The organism is Bartonella japonica (assembly GCF_040545385.1).
In the GTDB taxonomy this organism is placed as follows: domain Bacteria; phylum Pseudomonadota; class Alphaproteobacteria; order Rhizobiales; family Rhizobiaceae; genus Bartonella; species Bartonella japonica.
On the sequence record NZ_JBEPLT010000014.1, the window covers coordinates 13264 to 33241 of the forward strand.

Here is a 19978-nt window from a genome sequence, read left to right on the forward strand (position 1 = left end):
ATGTTTCTTGAAAAGCTGCCTTTAGCTTTGCCCATTCATTCTTTGTAAAATCGACTGCATCAAATGCTCGACATTCCCACCATATTCATCTCCAACATGAGCATTCTCTTGCCCTATCCCACCTTGTATGTCTGAGCCTTGTTGTTGTGTTTTGATAGCAATTTTTTGGATCAAAGATGCAGGTAAAGGTGAATAGCGTAAAAGATCGAGCATAATCTCTGGAGTTGTAAAATTTTGCATCAAAGGTAGCAATTGCGTAATAATGGCAAATGTGCGTTCTTTTTCATTAAGACTTGTTGGAGCATCATCAACCACAATATCATATTCAAGGCTTGTGATCATTTCGCGTGTGAGAGGAACATATTGTGCATTTTCGTCACCGGCAATACGCACCAATCGCCCATCGGAAAGATAGTTTTGAATAAGATATAGGATAATTTTTCCCTGTCGTTGTCTATAGCGACGCAAACCATCAAAGAATGATGCCAACAGATTGAGTGAGGATTGTCTGCGTTGTTCTTCAAGGATTCCTGGTTGATTAACTGCTCGTGTTCCCACAAATTCAGACGACAACCCTGTCACTTGTTCGATAGCGTTTTTTGCCTCATTAAACAGATGAAAGAAGCCTTGCGGGAATTGAGCAACGGGTTTAGGCTGGATTCTTCCCCCAGAAACGGCTCCACTTTTAAGCCAAGTAATGCTGTCTGCCCTCGCCCAGCTTTCTACAGCTTGTCGATCATCATCGAAAGCATCGCGTTCAGCCATAATACCACCTTTTGACTGACTATTTAGCAAATGCATAATTTGGCTAAAATATTTATTTGCCCAACGCTGAGGATCTTTTGTCGGTTTTACAATACCATAAAATTGTCGACTTAGCTTATCAAAAGTCCCTGTAATACACTCCCATCCCAGTTGATTTGGTGGTACCAAGGGCTTATCGGGTGCTTCGAGCAATTTTTTTCCCAAGAAGGCGCGTTTGACAATTTTTTTAGTTAATCTTGTTGCTTGTAGGAGAGGAAAACTCTGACTTAAGGTTTGGAATTCTTGTTCTGAATAATCGGTAAATTTTCCGCTTTGTGGATCAAGGACTTTATAGACAACCTCGCGTTCGAACCATCGGCATTCAGCCAAAGTAACCTTTTTTGGTCGTTGGGTGCCGTAAGTATTTTCTCCATCGCCAGCATATTTTTGTGTCTCTCCAGTGCTCGTTTGGTTGGAAAAACTATAATGTTTTACCCAGTCTGCATCCAAATCGCTCCAATGAACATGTGGGAACATTTCTTGTGCAACGGTTAGCGGTTTTTCATCAATGTACCACATACGCTGAGCATCGACCAAATTTGGTTTCACGGCACTTGCATCCCAGACCATTTTCATGGGATCCAACCTTGCAATCACGGGTTTTCCTTGTGGATCTTCTTCATAATCAAGTCTTGTATCTGTCCATCCCATACCGCAAATAATAGCGTCTTGAAAAGCATCAGAATCTTCATACTCTCCATCGGCTTCGTCACGAAACCATTCTGCAGCACCGGTAAGGATCTGATTTGCAAAGGCGGCACCTTCTTGACGTGGAATGAATTGCACTTGCCGTTTATTATTTCGTTCAGCACCGATGACAGCATTAATCAAAGGCGCGATACGGTTAAAAGTCATGACGGGTCTGTTTTGTTCTCGCAAGACATTGAGATCTTGTTCATTCCATTGGCGTCCATTATAAAAATCGTAGTCTTCTTGGGCATTTTTTCGCCATTCGTCGACATGTATTATATCGTCGTGATACCAGCTGACGAGTTTTTTAAACAGCGCTTGATGCTCAAGGATTTTAGTTGGATTAAAAGGATCTGTAGAAGTATTCATTAGAAAGCCATCCATGAAGTTTGAGAATGGTGAGAGAAACGATAAATATTTTTTTTGCGTTTTTCGTTTGGTTGTTCATAAGCTAGACACATAAGTCCGAATGCATCTGCACCATGGCTAGCCCAATCATGTTCAGCACCTAAACCGATATTGCGCTGTTCATCACGTTTTTCGTGATACCAAGCGAGAGCTTTTCGTCCTGCTTGTGTTGTTTCGCGGTTAAACCATATGGCAGGAAACAATCGCCTTACGGCTTCGATCCGCATTTTGACAGCCCCACTTCCCTGATTAGGGATTACTTTTGTTTGAAATCCAGCTTGTTGTAGCGCACTTTCAAAACTGACATTATAGACTCGATCTTTTGTTGCGCCATCATGAGGCAGCACCATGAGTGCTTTTTCATATCCCCTTTGGAACACCCATCCGACATGTTCTGAGAGCGGTTGTCCTTGTGCTTCATAATAATCGAGCACACGGATTTCACGTCCGACAAATTGTGCAACCCATAAAGCAGTGGCATCGGCTTTTGCGCCTGTCCCTCCGATATCCCAAAAGATTTTGATTTGCATAAGCGGATCGCGTGGCACGACAGTGATACGCCCTTCTTGTTGAGCTTCGAGAAGGGATTTTTGGTAATAAGCGCCTTGCATGGCTTGGAGATATTCTCCTTCCCAAATATGTGTATATTGTTCGGGTCTTTGCTGCAGATCGTCTTTGCGATCTCGATTAAGTTTTTCTGGAAATTGGGGATTATCGCGCCAATTGATTTCAGCCCCTTTGATATTAGGATTGTTGACATGACGGAATCGTTTTTCCACGGGTGCATTTTCTCGGCATGGGTTCCATGTGACCCATAATTCAGCATTCCAATCTTTTCCTTCTTCTCGCAAAGTTGGAATGAGTGTTTGCCAAGCGGATTCGGTTACCGGCTCTGCTTCATCGACCCAGCATAGGAAAACGCGCCCCATTGATTTAATACTTGCGATATTGCGATCCAATCCAGCGAAGACATAGACGATACGTCCATCCTTTGACTTGATATATTTATCGCCGATTTCATAATAATCTTGTAGAAAAGGATAGGCTTCAATAGCCCGTTTAATTTCTTCCAATGAACTTTCATTGAGAGAATTTTGAAATTGTCGTGCACAAAGAATAATGCCTCGTTCTCCAGCTTTTCCATGACGATATCCAATCACGGCAGACATTAAGGCGAAGGAACGTGTTTTTCCAGAACCTCTCCCTCCCCAAGCAGCACGCACATCAGCCTTTCCGGTAAAAACGGGAATAAGCTTTGGAATAAGAGCAATTTTTGCAGTTGTCATCCACCCTCAAACACTATCGTTAAAAACCGCACTCTCACAGATCATGAAAAGCTCGCAATCTTGAAGCTTGTTGCCCCCAGATCTCTTAGCTATCCATACCTCCTCTTCCCAAGCACGATGCCCCTCCAATATCAGGTCCTTCAACCTATCTACTCTCTCAGCTATCGCTCTTTATTCTCCATCACCCGCTCTTTATCCTCCATCACCGCCCCTTCAGACGCCTCCTCTTTAACCACCGCATTTTTTGCCTTCACTGGCACAATTTCAACGCGTGAAATTGTTTTTACCTCTCCTCCGGCATCTCCTGTAACCTGCAAAGGTAGCACTTTTGCAAGCAGAGAAAAAAAAGGTACTGGATTATTCAGAGCATGATATTGCAGATAAGAGACCAATCCATCCTCACCATAATGATATCCAGCTTGCTCAGCGGCTGTCAGAAGAGCTTCATTAAAGCGTTTTGTTGTTTTATTTACAGCGGCTTTTTTCCGCCCTCTTCGACGTAAAGGAAGACAAAGTTCATCAGCCATCAGATCATATTCCTGTACATAATCATCAGATCATATTCCTGTAAATCATTAGGAGCTAACTCATGAGATATAAAACAGTATAAAAATCAGCCACGAAATTTTCAGATTACCTATTTTTTTATAAATCAAAGCACTAGGATTTTCTCAACCATTCCCTTCTAGAGTAAGATTTATCCCAATCTCCTCTTAAGGAAGGAAAACAGTATTTCCCTCAATATATTTGTTTGCAGAAAGCCAATATATTTGGTTTCAGAAAGCTTGATATTCGAAAGAAATTTCGAAATTTGAACTCCCTCTCCGAAGAGTTTCCGAAAAATTAAAAAAACCGTGCCCCCCTGACCACCGTCTTCTATATACTGTTATATCCCCCGTTTACGTACATGGGACCGCTGCTATATCATCTTATATTGATTATATTGAAAGATATTGGCGGCACAAAGAGGAACACCAAAAGCAAGAAATCTTGCCCCTCGCCTTTTTCCCTCATCATGAAGATAGCTTTAAGGAAGAATAGATCTCATTTTTCCATTTCCATTTAGAAACGCACAATTCCGATCTTGCACTTATGGTATCTGTTTAGATTTACCTTGTCAACTTTTTTCTGTTTTTATGAGTATTTTTTTTCAAGCATCCTTTTTTTCTGTTTCTGGCATGAAGATCAATTGATCACCTTCTTTTGCGACTGTCACTGTTGTTTCGTCCTGAATTTGTCCAAACAAGATTTTTTCAGAGAGTGGATCTTGAATTTCTTTTTGGATGATGCGTTTGAGGGGACGAGCTCCATAAAGGGGATCATATCCTTTCTGAGCGAGGAATTGTCGCACTTCTGGTTTGATATGCAGTGTTATTTTTCGCTCATTAAGCAAATTTTGCAGATATTGTATTTGAATATCAACAATTGCTTCCATATCCTTTCGTTGCAATCTTTGGAAAAGGATAATCTCATCGATACGGTTTAGAAATTCTGGTCGGAAAGTGGCTTTTACCACATTCATCACGTCGTTTTTTACCTGATCAGTTTTTTGTCCTTCTGGCAAAGCAGTTAAGAATTCGGCTCCAAGATTTGATGTCATAATCAGCAATGTGTTACGAAAATCGACAGTACGTCCTTGACCATCTGTCAGGCGTCCTTCATCCAATACTTGCAGTAAGAGATTAAAAATATCTGGATGAGCTTTTTCGATTTCATCGAATAGAATGACCTGATACGGTCTTCTACGCACGGCTTCGATCAAGACTCCTCCTTCTTCGTATCCGACATATCCTGGCGGAGCTCCGATCAATCGTGCACCGGCATGTTTTTCCATATATTCCGACATATCGATACGCAACATTGCATGGGGATCTTGAAAGAGAAATGTAGCGAGTGCTTTCGTTAACTCGGTTTTTCCCACTCCGGTAGGGCCAAGGAACATAAAAGATCCGAGAGGACGATTTGGATCTTGGAGACCAGCGCGTGCCCTCCGTACGGCACGTGAAACGGCTTGCACAGCTTCGCCTTGTCCCACGACAAGGGTACCAATATCGTCTTCCATACGTAAGAGTGCTTCTCGTTCAGCTTCGAGCATACGATCAACGGGTATTCCCGTCCATCGCGAAATGACCTGAGCAATATGTTCAGCGGTAACGGTTTCTTCCACGAGGTGATTTTGTTGGTCATCATTTTCTGCGATTTGCAATTGTTTTTCGAGTTCTGGAATGACACTATAAGCGAGTTCTCCAGCTTTTTGGAATTGTCCATTACGCTGTGCGATAGCCAAAGCATTTCGTGCATCTTCGAGTTGTTTTTTCAGATCTGCAGCATGTCCTAATTTTTGTTTTTCTGCTTGCCATGCGGTCGTCATCTCTGCAGATTGTTGTTCTAATTTTTCGAGTTCGGTCTGCACAATTTTCAACCGTTCTTTGGCTGTTTGCTCGACATCTGTTTTCAAGGCTTCTCGTTCGATTTTCAATTGTAGGATTCGTCGATCGAGTGCATCGAGCTCTTCTGGTTTTGAATCGACTTGCATCCGCAATCGTGCAGCAGCTTCATCGATGAGATCGATCGCTTTATCTGGCAAGAATCGGTTGGTAATATAGCGATGAGACAATCGCGCAGCAGCGATCAAAGCGCTATCGGCGAGACGCACTTTGTGATGTTGTTCGTATTTTTCCTTAATGCCGCGTAAGATAGAGATTGTATCATCGATTGTTGGTTCTTGCACAAAGACGGTTTGGAATCGGCGAGCGAGAGCGGCATCTTTTTCGACATATTTTCGATATTCGTCGAGAGTTGTTGCCCCCACACAATGGAGTTCTCCGCGTGCAAGTGCGGGTTTTAAGAGATTAGAAGCGTCCATAGGCCCGTCGGATTTCCCAGCACCGACAAGATTGTGCAATTCATCAATGAAGAGAATAATCTGCCCGTTTTCGGCTTGCACCTCAGCGAGTACAGCTTTAAGTCGTTCTTCAAATTCGCCTCGATATTTTGCGCCAGCGATAAGTGCTCCCATATCCAATGCATAGAGTTGTTTATCGCGCAAAGTTTCTGGCACATCTCCATTGACGATGCGCAATGCCAACCCTTCTACGATTGCGGTTTTCCCTACACCTGGTTCTCCAATGAGCACAGGATTATTTTTAGTGCGTCGAGAGAGCACTTGGATGGTGCGACGAATTTCTTCTTCACGTCCAATAACAGGATCGAGCTTTCCTTCCCGTGCATCTTTGGTGAGATCTCTCGCATATTTTTCCAAAGCATCATATTGGCTTTCGGCATGAGGGTTTGTTGCTGTTTTTCCTTTCCGCAGTGCATTAATAGCCTGATTAAGAGACTGAGGGGTGAGTCCTGCATTTTTTAAAATATCTGCTGTTTTTGCGGAATTTTCCATGATAAGTGCTTGTAGCACACGTTCCACGGTCACAAATTGATCACCAGCTTTTTTTGCAAGATCTTCGGCCATGGTAAAAACTTTTGCCAATGGCTGCGAGAGGTAGAGCTGCCCGTTTCCGCCTTGGACTTTTGGTAAAGCATCGAGAGCTTCTTTGAGTGTTTTTTGAATGATAGTGAGATCACCTCCTGCTTTTTGGATCAGTGACGCAGCCAATCCTTGAGGATCATCTAGGATCACTTTAAGGAAATGCTCAGGCATAAACTGCTGATGGTCAGAAGAAAGAGCATTACTCTGAGCTGTTTGTAGAAAACCTTGCAACCGTTCACTGTATTTTTCTAGGTTCATTTTTTTCCTTTCTTGCACCACCAGCCTTCTACTACCAGCGCACTTTCTGTCCCCAAGATGTCTTACAAAAACCGGTCTAAACCACACACAATAAATAAAGCGCTCCCACCAAAAGAAAGAGAACTTCTCATATAAAAGCAATATGGGTTCTCATAAGAACGACTACAAGAGAAAAAGAAAGACGGGCTCTTATTTTTAATAGGCTGCAGCAAACGACATCTTTCCTAACCCAGCCTCATAACCTCACCCTCAAGGCTCCATTATCTATTGTGCACCTCCTTATACCTCACCCTCAAAGCTCCATTATCTATTGTACACCTCCTTATACCTCACCCTCAAAACTCCATTATCTATTGTGCACCTCCTTATACCTCACCCTCAAAGCTCCATTATCTATTGTGCACCTCCTTATACCTCACCCTCAAAGCTCCATTATCTATTGTGCACCTCCATCTTTACGCTTACTGGAGCAGCAAGCCCGCACCATCGTTATATTTGCCAGCTCCCAATGTTGCGATAGACCTTGCATTAAAACGGTTCATAAGAACCATTTTAAGTCCTTTCTTATATAAATTTGATCCACACGCTCATCCTACTTGTAACGTGCAAGCGAATGGTTTTAATTGATGTAATATAAACAGGTTTGAAATGAGACAATTTTACGTTATTCGGGACTATCATTCAACATACAAAACAGTGAATTATCATTACAAATCAATTTCTTGCACCTAATATTAAAAGCTCTATTATCCATTGTTAAAAATTGAATTTTCGCAGCAGGAAACACAACACAAATACAGACTTTGTTTAAAATAAAATGATGCTTACAATAGAATAAAAACCAAAAGTGTTCTTCATATTCTTACTTAATAAAATTCATATTTTTACTTAACAAAATATTGAATACGTATTTTAATTTTCATGTGTTTGCACTGTCTTTATTGAATTAAATGAAGCTCAATATGCCTCACAACATAAATAAAGTGCTTTTAATATTTTTTATTTCTTTTCATCAGTAAACCAAGCTATGCTGTTTTTTCTGGCAAGACTGTTATGATGCGACACACATAGGCTGAAAACATATCATTTGATACATTTTCTTTCTTTCAACAAATAGCTTACGTGATAGACCTTTCTCTATCTATTTCTGTAGAAACAAGTTTCAATTCAAGAATGGAAACAGCGGGCAGATTGGTTTATTCAATAGAGACTCTTAGAGCATTCACTTCTCTATAAGAATGCAACTCTATAAAGGATGCAATGAGGTGGAAAAGTGATAAATGCAAACATTTTACTCATGCAAGCTCGACCGTACGCCGGTAAGATTGAATTTCCGTGAAAGATTGGACGTCTCGATACCAATGAGATATTTTTAAGAATGGCAATCTTATCACAGAAAATAATAACCGATCTTATATCTATCTGGTAAAGAAATAATAGAATGAATTAACCTTTTAGAGATAAGAAAGCCTCTCTCAAAGGACACTCAGCCTTTAAGAGGTAAGAAAATTCCTTTCTCGATTTGGAAGCCAATGGGAGAGTGAGGAATAACTTTTGGTCTCACTACCATTGTTTTTTACTTTTCTGGTAGCTCTAAGCTCATTATTTTATCCGTTAGAGAAATGATACTTTAACTTTTAAAACGCCTTTATAAAGATCACAGTTTTTTATTTTTTAAGATTTGTCTGTTTTTGTGCCTCTTTCAATTTTTTTGTGACTGTTTTACCTCTCATCTTGCACTTTTCCAGTCTCATTTTTATGATCTTAAATATTTTTCTATTTTTACTCCTCTTCATCACTTATTTGCGGCGGCGGCGGTAAGATATAGGCACCTGAAAGCCAGCGGTTCAGATCAATAGCTCGACATCGTGTTGAACAAAAGGGATAAGTATTTTGCTGTGATTTATGTCCACAAATTGGACAAGGATGAGGAGGACGGTTTGTTTTTGTTTGTATGAAGTCTGATTTTTTAGGCATTTTGTGTATTTTTGTTTTTTCTCTCAGGCATTTTTTTGTGTTGTTTTTTCGATTTCTGCGTCTCTTCTTTCTATATTTTAGGCTATTTCATTGGTTTTGCCTGTTGATAACTTTTTCTAAGTTTATCAACTTATCTTAACTTATCTCACTTATTTCGCTAGTCCAAGTTGAGAGGATGGGATATTGATAAGCTGTTAGAAGATCCATAGTTTCTGCCAATGGCAATCCCACCACATTGGAATAAGATCCGGCGATATGGATTATGAAAGCACCTGCTTTTCCCTGAATAGCATATCCACCTGCTTTTCCCTGCCATTCTCCAGAATCGATATATGCTTGCATAATCTGAGAAGTTAATCGCCTAAAACGAACACGACTTTCGACTAATTTTACGGTTATTTTTCCGGATTCATTGAGCGCACAAACAGCGCCATAGACTTTGTGGAATCGTCCAGAAAGGAACCGTAAACATTGATAGGCTTCATCTTCACTTTCTGGTTTAGGTAGAATAACACATCCAACAGCGACCACAGTATCAGCTGCCAAGATGACAATTTTCTGTTTTTCAGCTTTTTGTTTATTTTTTTGGTCACTTATTTTGTCACTTAAGTGCAAAAAGTCTTGTGCTCTGAGCGCTTTTTCTTTTGCCAAGCGTTTTGCAAGATTTGCAGGATGCTCTCTTAATTTTGGGGTTTCATCGATATTTGTCGCATAAACTTCATGAGGATCGAGTCCAATTTGTGCTAAAAGCGCTAAACGACGTGGTGAAGCAGAAGCAAGTACCAACTGGATTTTTTCTGAAGGATTTTTGTGCAAATCATTTTTTTCTTTATTTTCCATTTTTGCCCCATCAGAATGCTTTTAAGCCATCACTCCATTCACTTTTGCGCCACGAACATTCTTTAGGATTCATGCTTTCCTCAAGTTATGTCGATTTTTGCCTTTATTTTATGTTTGATTTCTAGGAAATAAATAGAGATATTTTAGAAATAATCTCTCATTTTTTTAAAGTTTTTTCTAAAAAGGGAAAGGCATTAGCGAAAGGCATTTCTGAGTTATTTATAGCGATATATGATCCGTCCTTTTGTCAAATCATAAGGTGTCATTTCGACCATGATTTTATCACCAGCCAACACACGAATACGATTTTTTCTCATTCTTCCAGCGGTATGAGCGATAATTTCATGATCATTTTCTAGTTTCACACGAAACATTGCATTCGGTAAGAGTTCGGTTACGATGCCAGAAAATTCCAAAACTTCTTCTTTTGACATAAACAGTAATTTCCTTTATAATGCGTACGATTTTTAGCTGCGCGTCATTTTTCGATATTGATAGCTTATTTTCTTTATTTTGTGAATAAAATTTAACAAAAAGGAAGATATTTTTCTTTTTGTGTGTTTTTTTTGACGCTCTTAAGAGGCTCTAACTAACATATTAGCATATAGCATAGCGTAAACAAGTTCTAAGCGATTATTCGCTCACTCGCGTATTCGCTCACTCGCAGATACCCTTCCATTATATCCTTTCATCCATGATCCCGCTCATCTTTTCTTTACTCACCACAACTGAAACCACCTAAAAATCTCTTCCTCACCTCCCACACAACCTTCCACCCTCTACTCTTCATCCCACCCTTATCCCCTTCTCAATGTCCTCTCTCTCATCCCACCTTTATCCTCTTCTCAATCACCCTCTCTCATCCACTCACCTTATCCTTTTACATTGCAATAAGGTAAGAACATCGTACGGCATAATCTTTTACTTTTTACACATTTACAGATTTACGCTTTTGTAATTTCACAGAAGATACTGCCTATAAAAACCCTTCTGAAACATATGAATAAATCTGCCTTGAAGTTAAAATTCAAGATGCCCTTCACGAAATACCTTAATGACATTGTTTTCATATAAGAAAGATCACAGTATTAGAAATTGATAAATAGAATGAGAGTATCACCTTATAGCTTGCATAAGCAAAGATAGTAAAAGCTCATGCATTTCACATGATGCTATTTTTAGATATTGTCGTAAAATAAACCTAAAAGCAAAGAGTCATCACACAAAAATATTATGCCAAAACAACCCATATGATCATCGTAAGCTGCATTCTTCATATTTAAGTTGCTCATAGTTGATAAAAAGAAGCTGTCTTTAGCCTATTTTTCTAGCAATATGACGGTCAAAATAATGGTATGTTCGTTCACCCTTTTACAACTTTAAGAAGCATAGCATTGTTAAAATGTTTTAACCTCTATTCAATAAAGCTTTTTACAATGAAATTTAAATGCGAAGATGAGAACATAATGCATTATATTATCAAGCTTATAAATTCATATCAGCAATGATCAATATACAACAAAAAGAGAGGTCCATTCACAAGGAATAGACCCCACAATAATTAGAAAATCGTTTGACAACATCCTTCTAATCTTAAACCTAACACTTTTTAAGCATTCACTTCAATACTAAAAAAATCTAACGACAAGAATGAATCTAGTGCGCCATTTAAAAATGACAAGAGAAAAAAGTTTTTTATCAGTAAAAAAGATTTAAGTTAAAGAAGTGCTTACACAAGTTACCATAAAGTTTTTTTTCGAACAATAATTTTTAATTCTTCCCACCACTTTATTACTTTAACACTTTACAACACTTTTTAATACAAAGAATTCATGTAACAATTGCATAAGCTATCAACAATGCCCTATCCGAGTACTACAAAAATTGAGAGTTAAATTTTTCCCTGAATATCAAAAAAGAGATGGCACCACGAAGAGTACCATCTCTTTGTTAAGATAATATTGCCTTAAAGTTTTATGAGAAACCTTTAAGGTGAGGAAGGAAACCAACTTGACAACAACTCATATCTTACGGGATCATCGGCACATTGCCCACCTCCACATTCGAGTACGGTAGAAATCAAATTCGCAGCAATCAAAAAAACAAATAAGAAACTTGCCATTTTGCTGAGCACAGGCAAAGAAGAAAATATTTTAAATTTGTGCGACAACTCACCTAAAATCATAACCAAGGAAACTGCGAAAATACAGAGGACTGAGATAATGAATGCCCAAGTGTAAAAATGCAAACCGAAGAAGGTTGACCCATATCCGAGATCATCTGGTGTGATATGCAAGAACACTTGGCGTGCAGCAATAATACTTGTCACCATACAACCAAGAATTACCATACCATAATGTGTATTTTTGACTTTATGGTGGATATTGAGCAAGAATCCACACCCTGCAAGCATTAAACCGACACGCTGAAGCAAACAGAGTGGACAAGGTAATTCAAATTTTACCAATTGATAATAAAAAGCAATCAATAGGACGATGGATAATCCAATAAGCCCTAACGCATTAAGGAATATGATGAAATGAGGATTTTCTTGTTTATGATCCATGATTACTCTCTCAAAAAGACAAATTCAAAGTAGATGTTGCATGATGATTAAAGGTGAGAAGGATGACAACCAACAGAACTGCCCATAAGGCATAACTTATATTTTTTTTGCCATACAAAGTCGTTATTGCTGTACCTAAAGCAATGAGAAATGGAACAAACATGGTGAAATCTCCTTGTACTTATTATGACACGTAACATATCTCAAAATTTGTCAAAAAAGAGACAGCACGCCTGTTATTCACAATTCATCATTCTATTTCACGGAATTTTGGGTATGAAATAAGAAACGATATAACTAGATCATTAAAAGACAATATCAACAATAAAAAAACAATATTAACAAAAACATTTAACCAAGAGCTCTTTAATTTTATCAACAAGCAAAAAAGCGCATTTCCCCAACAAGCAAAAAAGCGCAAAAAGCATATTGCCCCGCGTGAAAGAATTATTTTGTAGCGAGATAAGGAATTATTTTTTCATATAATTATTTGTTAATATTGAGATTTCCCCCCTTTATTTTTCAGAATAAAACACTTTTTTTTCAGATATCTTATTCGCCTTTTTTCAGATGTCTTAATTTGCCATCACCCCTTATATTCAAGCGATGGCTTAAAGCTGCTTAAAATTTTGGCGGATTTTAACTACAATTGTTCTTTTTAGCAAATAAAAAATTTAATCACAATGTAAGATTCTTAAAATTTTACAAGAAATTGTACTTTACCTATCAAACATTTTCTCTTGAGTTTTCCCTGTTAACAAGCACTCAAACACATATTATTCTCTTTATATTTTCTTTCGAAGATGTGACACTCGAAATCAAAGCACTTCTCTCTGCCTCTCTTCACATAATTCCAAGAGAAAAGATAACTTTAATATATTTTCTTGGCAAATTGTCCTACTGTCCATAATATTTCGACAAATTATGTCTTAAAATCTAAAAGGAAAGCTTTTATTTTTGTTTGCCCGTTGATTTTAAAATATTTCTTTACAAAATCCTTTGTTTTTTCCCTTTGTCTTTTCATTGGAGTAAATCTATCTGTGTGATAAACTTAGAAAATCGCAGATTTTTTTTCTTAAGAATTAGGTATTCAAAGCCCTTAAGTTTTTTTTACAGAAAATACTTTCTGAAATACAATATGATGAAAAGTTAGCATCACTGTTTTATCAACTATGGATAAATTCTATAGTTATGAAATCCATAGCCATGTTAAAATTCACTTGAAAAACTGTTGTTCTATCATCAATTGACTTTGCAAAGTAGAGTATAAAACTCTAAAAGAATAAAAAGAAAGAATCGCATTGAACATTTGAAAAGGATTTAGCAATGACGAAGGAAAGATGGGATGTAGCGATTTTAATGGGCAGTCAATCGGATTGGCAAACGATGCGTCATAGCGCGGATATTTTAACCTGCCTTGGTATTTCTCATGTTTCTCGTATTGTTTCGGCACACCGAACCCCTGAACGTCTTTATCAATTTGCGAAAGAGGCAAAAGCGTCTGGTTTTAAAATTTTGATTGCTGGAGCTGGGGGAGCCGCTCATCTTCCTGGTATGTTAGCAGCGCTCACTTCACTTCCTGTTTTTGGAGTTCCGGTGCACTCACAATCTTTATCTGGTCAAGATTCATTATTTTCCATTGTACAAATGCCGGCAGGAATACCGGTTGGCACATTAGCGATTGGCAAAGCAGGTGCTATTAATGCAGCACTTTTAGCGGCCGCAGTCATGGCAGTTTACGATGATGCCCTAGCACAGCGTTTACAAGATTGGCGTCATCAACAAACAGCCAATGTCGGGCAAACTCCTATCACTGAGGTATAAAATGACACAATCTTCTGACATTTTTTCTTCACCCCATGCCCCCTCTATGCCTCACACAACCTCGGCATCCAGTGCGCCCTCTACACTTCACGCGCCTTCCACGCCTCACACAACCTCTGCGTCTATAGCCCCCTCTATGCCTCACACAACCTCGGCATCCAGTGCGCCCTCTACCCCCACTTCATCCCAAAAATTCTCCACCTCCACTATATTGCCTTTAAGAAGTGTAATTGGTTTAATAGGTGGAGGACAGCTGGCACGCATGTTATGCATAGCAGCTGCAGAATTAGGATTTCGGACGATTGTTTTTTGTCCTGAACCAGATTGTCCAGCAGCCCAAACAGCCAATGATCATATTGTTGCATCCTATGATGATACTTCGGCATTAGATCGTTTTATTTCTCTGTGTGATCTTGTGACCTATGAGTTTGAAAATCTTTCACTTCAAACGGCTCAATATGTAGAGAACGCGAAATGTGTTCACCCCTCTTCTAAAGCATTGGAGATAACGCAAGATCGGCTTTTTGAGAAGCAATTTTTGCATAAGCAAGGCATCCGCACGGCCTCTTGGTATGCTGTTGATAATCACTCTTCTCTTGTTTCAGCGCTTTCTGCATTCAATGGATATGGTCTTTTGAAGACACGCCGTTTTGGCTATGATGGAAAGAACCAGATTATGTTGAAGCAGTCAGATGAGCAGTCTATTGATGAAGCCTTAACGGCTTTTCATGGACAGCCGTCGATTTTAGAAGAGATTGTGCCTTTTTTATCGGAAATTTCGGTTATCTCAGCACGCACGAAGCAAGGTGAGCATATTTTTTATGATTGTTCCGAAAATCAGCATGAGAACGGTATTCTTCGTAAATCATTTGTTCCATCGTATGTTCCGCCTAACGTACAGAGGACTGCGCAAGAAATAAGCGTAGCAGTAATGGATAGCTTAGATTATGTTGGCGTACTTTGCATTGAATTTTTTGTTTTAATAGATGGTACACTTTTAGTGAATGAACTGGCACCTCGTGTCCACAATTCTGGTCATTGGACGCAGAAAGCATGCGTAACGTCACAGTTTGAACAGCATATTCGTGCTATTTGTGGTCTTCCTTTGGGCAGCACATACCGTCATAGCAATTGTCAAATGATTAATCTTCTTGGTAATAATCTCAATGATTTCAAATATTTTTTGAAACAAAAGGATACCTCTGTTCACTTATATGGCAAGAGTTCTGTTCAATCGCTACGCAAGATGGGACATATCATCCAATTAACGGGACCAGCGACCAAATCTTCCCCCTAATTTTTCCAAGATCTCTCACTTCTCCTTTCCTCAAGGGATTCCCCTTGCGTAAAGGCATTCTCTTTTACGCAAAAGAAAAAGAAACTCCATTCATCTTCATCAACGACAGTCAAAAGGTCACCTCATCAACGACAGCCAAAAGATCTCCTCACGAAAAGTTAGTCAAAAGGAATATTGATCAATTTTCCCCAATTATTCCAGAAAGAGTACTAAGCAATGATAAGAATTTCTCCTTACCCCGATAAATTCTTCCATAAAAATGTGAAAACAGGAGGTGTTTTATCAATCACCGTAACAGCGCTACAAGTTTGGCATTTAACTGCGCTTTCCGTAACTGCGCTTTCTAATATTTCATGTAACCAATGTGCCAATTTGTATCAAACACACCATAGAATCTACAAAAGATAATCTCTTGACAAAAAGAAGGATTTTTGTTAGAAAGGTTGTAGCTTTTTAAATTTTCGCTTATTCATTGTAGAGATGAAATTTGTGAATGTGCTCCTTTATTCTAAAGGTGCACTTTTCTTTTTTAGTCATAATGAGTAAAGTGTTTAAGGTTTAAGTGTCGTAACACAAAATAGCACAATGTTCGTAGAGCAGTGTGTGGAAGTATGGGATTTTCCTTATCGTTGTGTTATAGAGGTATGTATAAACGGTGAGTCTGATGAAAATTAAAAATTCACTTAAAGCACTGAGAGATCGCCACCGTAACAATCGTTTGGTGCGTCGTAAGGGTCGTGTTTATATTCTCAATAAAACGAATCCACGTTTTAGAGCTCGTCAAGGCTAATGGTTTTTGTGCCTGCTTTTTTGTGGGCATTAAACCTTCTTTCCTTAATAATATATTTTTGATACCATTTTATTGCCTGTTGTTTTATTTTTGTGAGATCTTGTCTTTCGAAGCGGCAATATAGGGAGTGTTTATATATATTTAAAATTTCATATATAAATTCTTCCCATATCATATATAAATTCTTCCCATATTGAGCGTTTTTCCCATATTGAGCATTTAACGTCATAAAGATATGATGTTGTTTATGCCTGATTTCTATTTTCTTTTTTATTCACTCAATATATTTTCTTTTTCATTCATTAAGTATAAAGTTAAAAACTGAAGTCATAGTTTACCTTTGGAGTTTATGAGGTTAATAGGTTGTTATCCGGTAATTCCGTACAGAGCGTGATTTTATGACATAAGCCTAGATGGTGATAGTCTTCGTTGAAAAGAGCGAAGAGAAGTTTGACTTTTGAGGACTTATTTTTATGGAATTTTTTATTTTTCCAAAAGCTTTACAATTGCAAAGGTTCTGTATTTTCCGGCAATTTTTTTTGCTTTGTTTAAGTTTTTTTTATTTTACCTCTAGTGGATATGGTCAAAATCCTCCTTCGCTTCCTCAAGATCGTCCTTCTCCACAGTTGTTTTTGCCCTTAGATGATCTGATTCCCAGCAAGCCCTCATCACCGACGACGTCACATTCTGATTCGTCAGCGACTCTTCTTGAAGATTCTGATTCCTCTTCGCATAAGCATGCAGATGGGGCGAAGCAGCGTAAAGAAGCGGAAATTGTACGCCTTCTCAAAGAATTGAAATTTTGTGCCGATGCTTCTGAAGCAAAGAAGCTCAGTCAACAGCTTCAGCATTTATGGTCTCAATCGGGCAGTGAAACGATTGACCTTTTGATGTCTTGGGCTGAAAATGCGATCAGCACGGACAATCATGGTCTTGCTCTTGATTACATTGACAATGCTCTTGCTCTTTTACCCACTTATGCGGAAGCTTGGGTAAGACGTGCTTGGATTCATATTCAACTGAGTGATTTTAAGCTTGCCATGATTGACCTTCATCATGCTCTCCAACTTGAACCTCGTAATTACATGGCATTTTTTGAGCTTGGAATAACCATGGAAGCAACAGAGCGTCCACATCTTGCTCTTAAAGCTTATGAAAAGGCGCTTGAATATTATCCACAAATGCATAACTTGCAAAAGCGCATTGAAGTTTTATTAGACGAACAATCTCCGCAAACACTTTAATCTTTCGTGAGATTTATTTATCACGCTTTTGTATTTTGTCTTCTTAACTCTAAGATTATGCTCCTAGGCTGGATTAATTCATTTTGGCTTCCTATGCGACTGAATCGCGCTTATAATACTTTCCCTACACTCTGAAACTTGAAGCACACAATTAACAGTGTATTTTTTTGATTTTTAAATCATCACGGAAATGAGATATCTTTCCCAATTTTTCCCTCTTACTTTTTCGCCAATGCTCTATCTCCATGTCTTCATTTCAATATTTTTCTCTCTTATTTTCTGCCATTTTTTCAAATCCTCCTTACACATAGCGGAATCAGTTTTTTCTCAATCTCTTTGCGCAAAAACATCTCTTGCATCCAAAGTCTCCTCAAACCTCACCTCTCAAATTGGCTAAAAAGACGTTATATAAAGATCATTTTATATCTAGCCGAAACTCTCAAACTGTTTTATATTCATAGAGGTGTTCTGCGCTTCTCGACAGGAAATAACGTATTCCTGAGACCGTATTGATCTCCAAGGGAGCTGTCCCTGAGAAAGCTCGTGGGCTTTTTCATATGGCGCCCACCTATTTGTGTAGGTTCCCGGGATCAACTTTTTCCATCGGCTGTTGTGGATCACCTTTTTTTCATACAAAATGAACTATTATAATCCTTTTTCGCATGAAGTGAATGACCATAATATCTTTTGGAACAGGGGAATTTTTGACAGTTTATCTTTATTTTCCTGCAGCTTATAGCAGGGTCTAAAATGATTGAAAAACAATGACGCAAGATACAAAAGATCTGCAAGCTATTTTGTCGTTTCGATCGCAGTTACGCAAGAAAGGTTTATCCCAACGAGATGCCCTTTCTGCTAGAGAGCGTACTCTTTTTTCGCAGCGCGCCTGTTCTCACTTGCTTCGCAGCCTTGAAGAAAAATGGGAAGATTTTTCACATTTGATTTTGGCTGGTTATTGGCCCATCAAATCAGAAATAGACCCCCGTCCTTTATTTAAGGCTATAGCGTTACGTGGTGGATGTTTAGCATTACCTGCAGTTCTTGATTCAAGCACCATGGTTTTTCGTACCTTTTCGCAAGAGACTATTTTAGAATCTATGCGTTTTGGCACATTAGGTCCTGGAGCAGAGAATGCAATTGTTATCCCGAATCTTATTATTGTTCCTCTTTCAGCGTTTGACAATCAATGTCACCGTCTTGGTTATGGAGGAGGATATTATGATCGTGCTGTTAAAACTCTTGAAAAAGAAGGACATCAGGTTCATTTATTAGGTTTAGGCTTTTCCTGTCAAAAAGTTGGATTGATTCCCCATGCCGAACACGACTTGATTGTGGAAGGAATTTTTACAGAAAAAGGTTTCTTAAAACGTTAAAATGTGATTAAAACGCCTATGCGTTTTTTGTTTTTAGGTGATATTGTTGGAACAACGGGTTGCGCGGTTGTCTTTGAGCAACTTCCACGACTCATTGAGAAATGGAAACTTGATTTTGTTGTTGTCAATGGCGAGAATGCGTCTGATGGTTTTGGTATCAAACAGGAGACGTATCATGATCTTTTGATGGTAGGAGCTGACGTTGTGACGACGGGGAATCATGCTTTTTCCTGTAAAGAAGCGCTTTATTATGCTCATGAAAGCGACCGTTTTTTACGTCCAGCCAATTTTTGTAGAGAAACTCCTGGAAGGGGTTCTGGTGTTTTTACGGCTAAGAATGGTGCTCGTGTTCTTGTTGCGAACATTTTAGGGAGTGTTTTTATGCCGTGCAAAGTGCATGATCCTTTTGAAACGGCAGAAAAGATTTTATTATCTTGCTCTTTGATAGAGCAAGCAGATGTGATTATTTTTGACTTTCACGCAGAAACGACGAGTGAGAAGCAATGTTTTGGTCATTTTCTTGATGGTCGTGTGAGTGTTATTGTGGGAACGCATACCCATATTCCTACGGCTGATGCTCAGATTTTAGAAGGAGGCAGTGCTTACTTGTCGGATGCGGGAATGTGTGGAGATTATAATTCATCTATTGGTATGGAAAAGGAAGAACCATTACATCGTTTTCTTTATAAGCAAAAAAAGGATCGTTTTGAGCCAGCACAAGGTCCGGCAACACTTTGCGGTTTAGCGGTTGAGCTTTCAGACCGCACGGGTTTGGCGGAAAAGGTTTCTGCCGTACGGATTGGTCCTCATTTAAAGACCGAATTTCCAGATTTTTGGTAACATTCTTCGCATAATTTTTAGAGTTTTCATTCCACGCAGACCTCATTCCACGCAGACCTCATTCCACGCAGACCTCATTCCACGCAGACCTCATTCCACGCAGACCTCATTCCATAGATCATATTCAGATGACCATCGCAAACCTTTAGTCAACTAAAAAAGCTTTTTGCTTTTTTCCCCACTCTGAGTCATCAGCTTCACACAACTATTGGCTTCCATCACTCTGTTTTCAGCGCTTTTTTCCAACACCACCGCACTTTTTTTTCCAAGCTCTGTGCCCAATTTTTCACAGAA

General features: G+C 38.9%; 15 protein-coding genes, 1 other RNA gene and 1 pseudogene. 7 read left to right on the top strand and 10 right to left on the bottom strand.

Annotated features, from left to right (window positions below):
* Positions 1 to 21 precede the first annotated feature (21 nt).
* The 10 genes and pseudogenes from bgtI to ABID39_RS06325 form a co-directional block, all read right to left on the bottom strand.
* Entirely contained in the window at positions 22 to 1863 is a 1842-nt protein-coding gene (gene bgtI, locus ABID39_RS06280; protein WP_354187103.1) for a BaGTA-type gene transfer agent portal protein BgtI, read from the bottom strand.
* Positions 1863 to 3188: a PBSX family phage terminase large subunit gene (locus ABID39_RS06285; RefSeq protein WP_354187105.1), complete on the bottom strand. Its 1326-nt coding sequence runs from the start codon at positions 3186 to 3188 to the stop codon at positions 1863 to 1865. Before ABID39_RS06285 ends, bgtI begins: the two co-directional genes overlap by 1 nt.
* A gap of 161 nt (positions 3189 to 3349) precedes the next feature.
* Positions 3350 to 3715 (bottom strand): hypothetical protein, encoded by a 366-nt coding sequence (locus ABID39_RS06290; protein ID WP_354187107.1) that lies wholly within the window; start codon positions 3713 to 3715, stop codon positions 3350 to 3352.
* A 623-nt stretch (positions 3716 to 4338) separates the two neighbouring features.
* On the bottom strand, positions 4339 to 6933 hold the full coding sequence (gene clpB / locus ABID39_RS06295; RefSeq protein ID WP_354187109.1) for an ATP-dependent chaperone ClpB: 2595 nt from the start codon (positions 6931 to 6933) through the stop codon (positions 4339 to 4341).
* A gap of 439 nt (positions 6934 to 7372) precedes the next feature.
* Positions 7373 to 7484 (bottom strand): annotated as a pseudogene (locus ABID39_RS06300) (integrase); the annotation flags it as partial.
* A 1231-nt stretch (positions 7485 to 8715) separates the two neighbouring features.
* Entirely contained in the window at positions 8716 to 8937 is a 222-nt protein-coding gene (yacG, locus tag ABID39_RS06305; RefSeq protein ID WP_354187138.1) for a DNA gyrase inhibitor YacG, read from the bottom strand.
* A gap of 108 nt (positions 8938 to 9045) precedes the next feature.
* A complete protein-coding gene (locus ABID39_RS06310) occupies positions 9046 to 9750 on the bottom strand; it encodes a Maf family nucleotide pyrophosphatase (protein ID WP_354187111.1) in 705 nt (234 codons plus the stop codon).
* A gap of 215 nt (positions 9751 to 9965) precedes the next feature.
* Entirely contained in the window at positions 9966 to 10184 is a 219-nt protein-coding gene (infA, locus tag ABID39_RS06315) for a translation initiation factor IF-1 (RefSeq protein WP_004856585.1), read from the bottom strand.
* Between the two features lie 1553 nt (positions 10185 to 11737).
* Positions 11738 to 12316, bottom strand: a complete 579-nt coding sequence (locus tag ABID39_RS06320; RefSeq protein ID WP_354187115.1) for a disulfide bond formation protein B — start codon at positions 12314 to 12316, stop codon at positions 11738 to 11740.
* Between the two features lie 10 nt (positions 12317 to 12326).
* The gene (locus ABID39_RS06325) at positions 12327 to 12479 is read right to left on the bottom strand and encodes a DUF5993 family protein (protein ID WP_354187117.1); all 153 of its coding nucleotides are present in this window, start codon (positions 12477 to 12479) and stop codon (positions 12327 to 12329) included.
* A 1163-nt stretch (positions 12480 to 13642) separates the two neighbouring features.
* On the opposite strand from ABID39_RS06325, the gene purE reads away from it, so the two are divergent.
* From purE to ABID39_RS06360, 7 genes are all read left to right on the top strand, one after another.
* Positions 13643 to 14140 carry a 5-(carboxyamino)imidazole ribonucleotide mutase gene (gene purE, locus ABID39_RS06330; protein ID WP_354187119.1) on the top strand — a complete coding sequence of 166 codons (498 nt, stop codon included), beginning with the start codon at positions 13643 to 13645 and terminating at the stop codon, positions 14138 to 14140.
* A gap of 1 nt (position 14141) precedes the next feature.
* Positions 14142 to 15437 carry a 5-(carboxyamino)imidazole ribonucleotide synthase gene (locus tag ABID39_RS06335; RefSeq protein ID WP_354187121.1) on the top strand — a complete coding sequence of 432 codons (1296 nt, stop codon included), beginning with the start codon at positions 14142 to 14144 and terminating at the stop codon, positions 15435 to 15437.
* 664 nt (positions 15438 to 16101) lie between these two features.
* Positions 16102 to 16227 carry a type B 50S ribosomal protein L36 gene (gene ykgO / locus ABID39_RS06340; RefSeq protein WP_040296424.1) on the top strand — a complete coding sequence of 42 codons (126 nt, stop codon included), beginning with the start codon at positions 16102 to 16104 and terminating at the stop codon, positions 16225 to 16227.
* Between the two features lie 473 nt (positions 16228 to 16700).
* Positions 16701 to 17471 (top strand): tetratricopeptide repeat protein, encoded by a 771-nt coding sequence (locus ABID39_RS06345; protein WP_354187124.1) that lies wholly within the window; start codon positions 16701 to 16703, stop codon positions 17469 to 17471.
* Between the two features lie 462 nt (positions 17472 to 17933).
* Positions 17934 to 18094: non-coding RNA, 6S RNA (gene ssrS, locus ABID39_RS06350), on the top strand.
* 141 nt (positions 18095 to 18235) lie between these two features.
* Positions 18236 to 18844: a 5-formyltetrahydrofolate cyclo-ligase gene (locus ABID39_RS06355; RefSeq protein ID WP_354187126.1), complete on the top strand. Its 609-nt coding sequence runs from the start codon at positions 18236 to 18238 to the stop codon at positions 18842 to 18844.
* A gap of 18 nt (positions 18845 to 18862) precedes the next feature.
* Positions 18863 to 19684 carry a TIGR00282 family metallophosphoesterase gene (locus ABID39_RS06360; RefSeq protein WP_354187139.1) on the top strand — a complete coding sequence of 274 codons (822 nt, stop codon included), beginning with the start codon at positions 18863 to 18865 and terminating at the stop codon, positions 19682 to 19684.
* Positions 19685 to 19978 lie beyond the last annotated feature (294 nt).

Coding starts and splice junctions, on each gene's coding strand:
- ykgO (WP_040296424.1), top strand. CDS start 16,102: ATGAAAATTAAAAATTCACTTAAAGCACTGAGAGATCGCCACCGTAAC.
- ABID39_RS06290 (WP_354187107.1), bottom strand. CDS start 3,715: ATGGCTGATGAACTTTGTCTTCCTTTACGTCGAAGAGGGCGGAAAAAA.
- clpB (WP_354187109.1), bottom strand. CDS start 6,933: ATGAACCTAGAAAAATACAGTGAACGGTTGCAAGGTTTTCTACAAACA.
- ABID39_RS06355 (WP_354187126.1), top strand. CDS start 18,236: ATGACGCAAGATACAAAAGATCTGCAAGCTATTTTGTCGTTTCGATCG.
- ABID39_RS06285 (WP_354187105.1), bottom strand. CDS start 3,188: ATGACAACTGCAAAAATTGCTCTTATTCCAAAGCTTATTCCCGTTTTT.
- bgtI (WP_354187103.1), bottom strand. CDS start 1,863: ATGAATACTTCTACAGATCCTTTTAATCCAACTAAAATCCTTGAGCAT.
- ABID39_RS06310 (WP_354187111.1), bottom strand. CDS start 9,750: ATGGAAAATAAAGAAAAAAATGATTTGCACAAAAATCCTTCAGAAAAA.
- ABID39_RS06335 (WP_354187121.1), top strand. CDS start 14,142: ATGACACAATCTTCTGACATTTTTTCTTCACCCCATGCCCCCTCTATG.
- ABID39_RS06360 (WP_354187139.1), top strand. CDS start 18,863: ATGCGTTTTTTGTTTTTAGGTGATATTGTTGGAACAACGGGTTGCGCG.
- purE (WP_354187119.1), top strand. CDS start 13,643: ATGACGAAGGAAAGATGGGATGTAGCGATTTTAATGGGCAGTCAATCG.
- ABID39_RS06320 (WP_354187115.1), bottom strand. CDS start 12,316: ATGGATCATAAACAAGAAAATCCTCATTTCATCATATTCCTTAATGCG.
- ABID39_RS06345 (WP_354187124.1), top strand. CDS start 16,701: ATGGAATTTTTTATTTTTCCAAAAGCTTTACAATTGCAAAGGTTCTGT.
- infA (WP_004856585.1), bottom strand. CDS start 10,184: ATGTCAAAAGAAGAAGTTTTGGAATTTTCTGGCATCGTAACCGAACTC.
- ABID39_RS06325 (WP_354187117.1), bottom strand. CDS start 12,479: ATGTTTGTTCCATTTCTCATTGCTTTAGGTACAGCAATAACGACTTTG.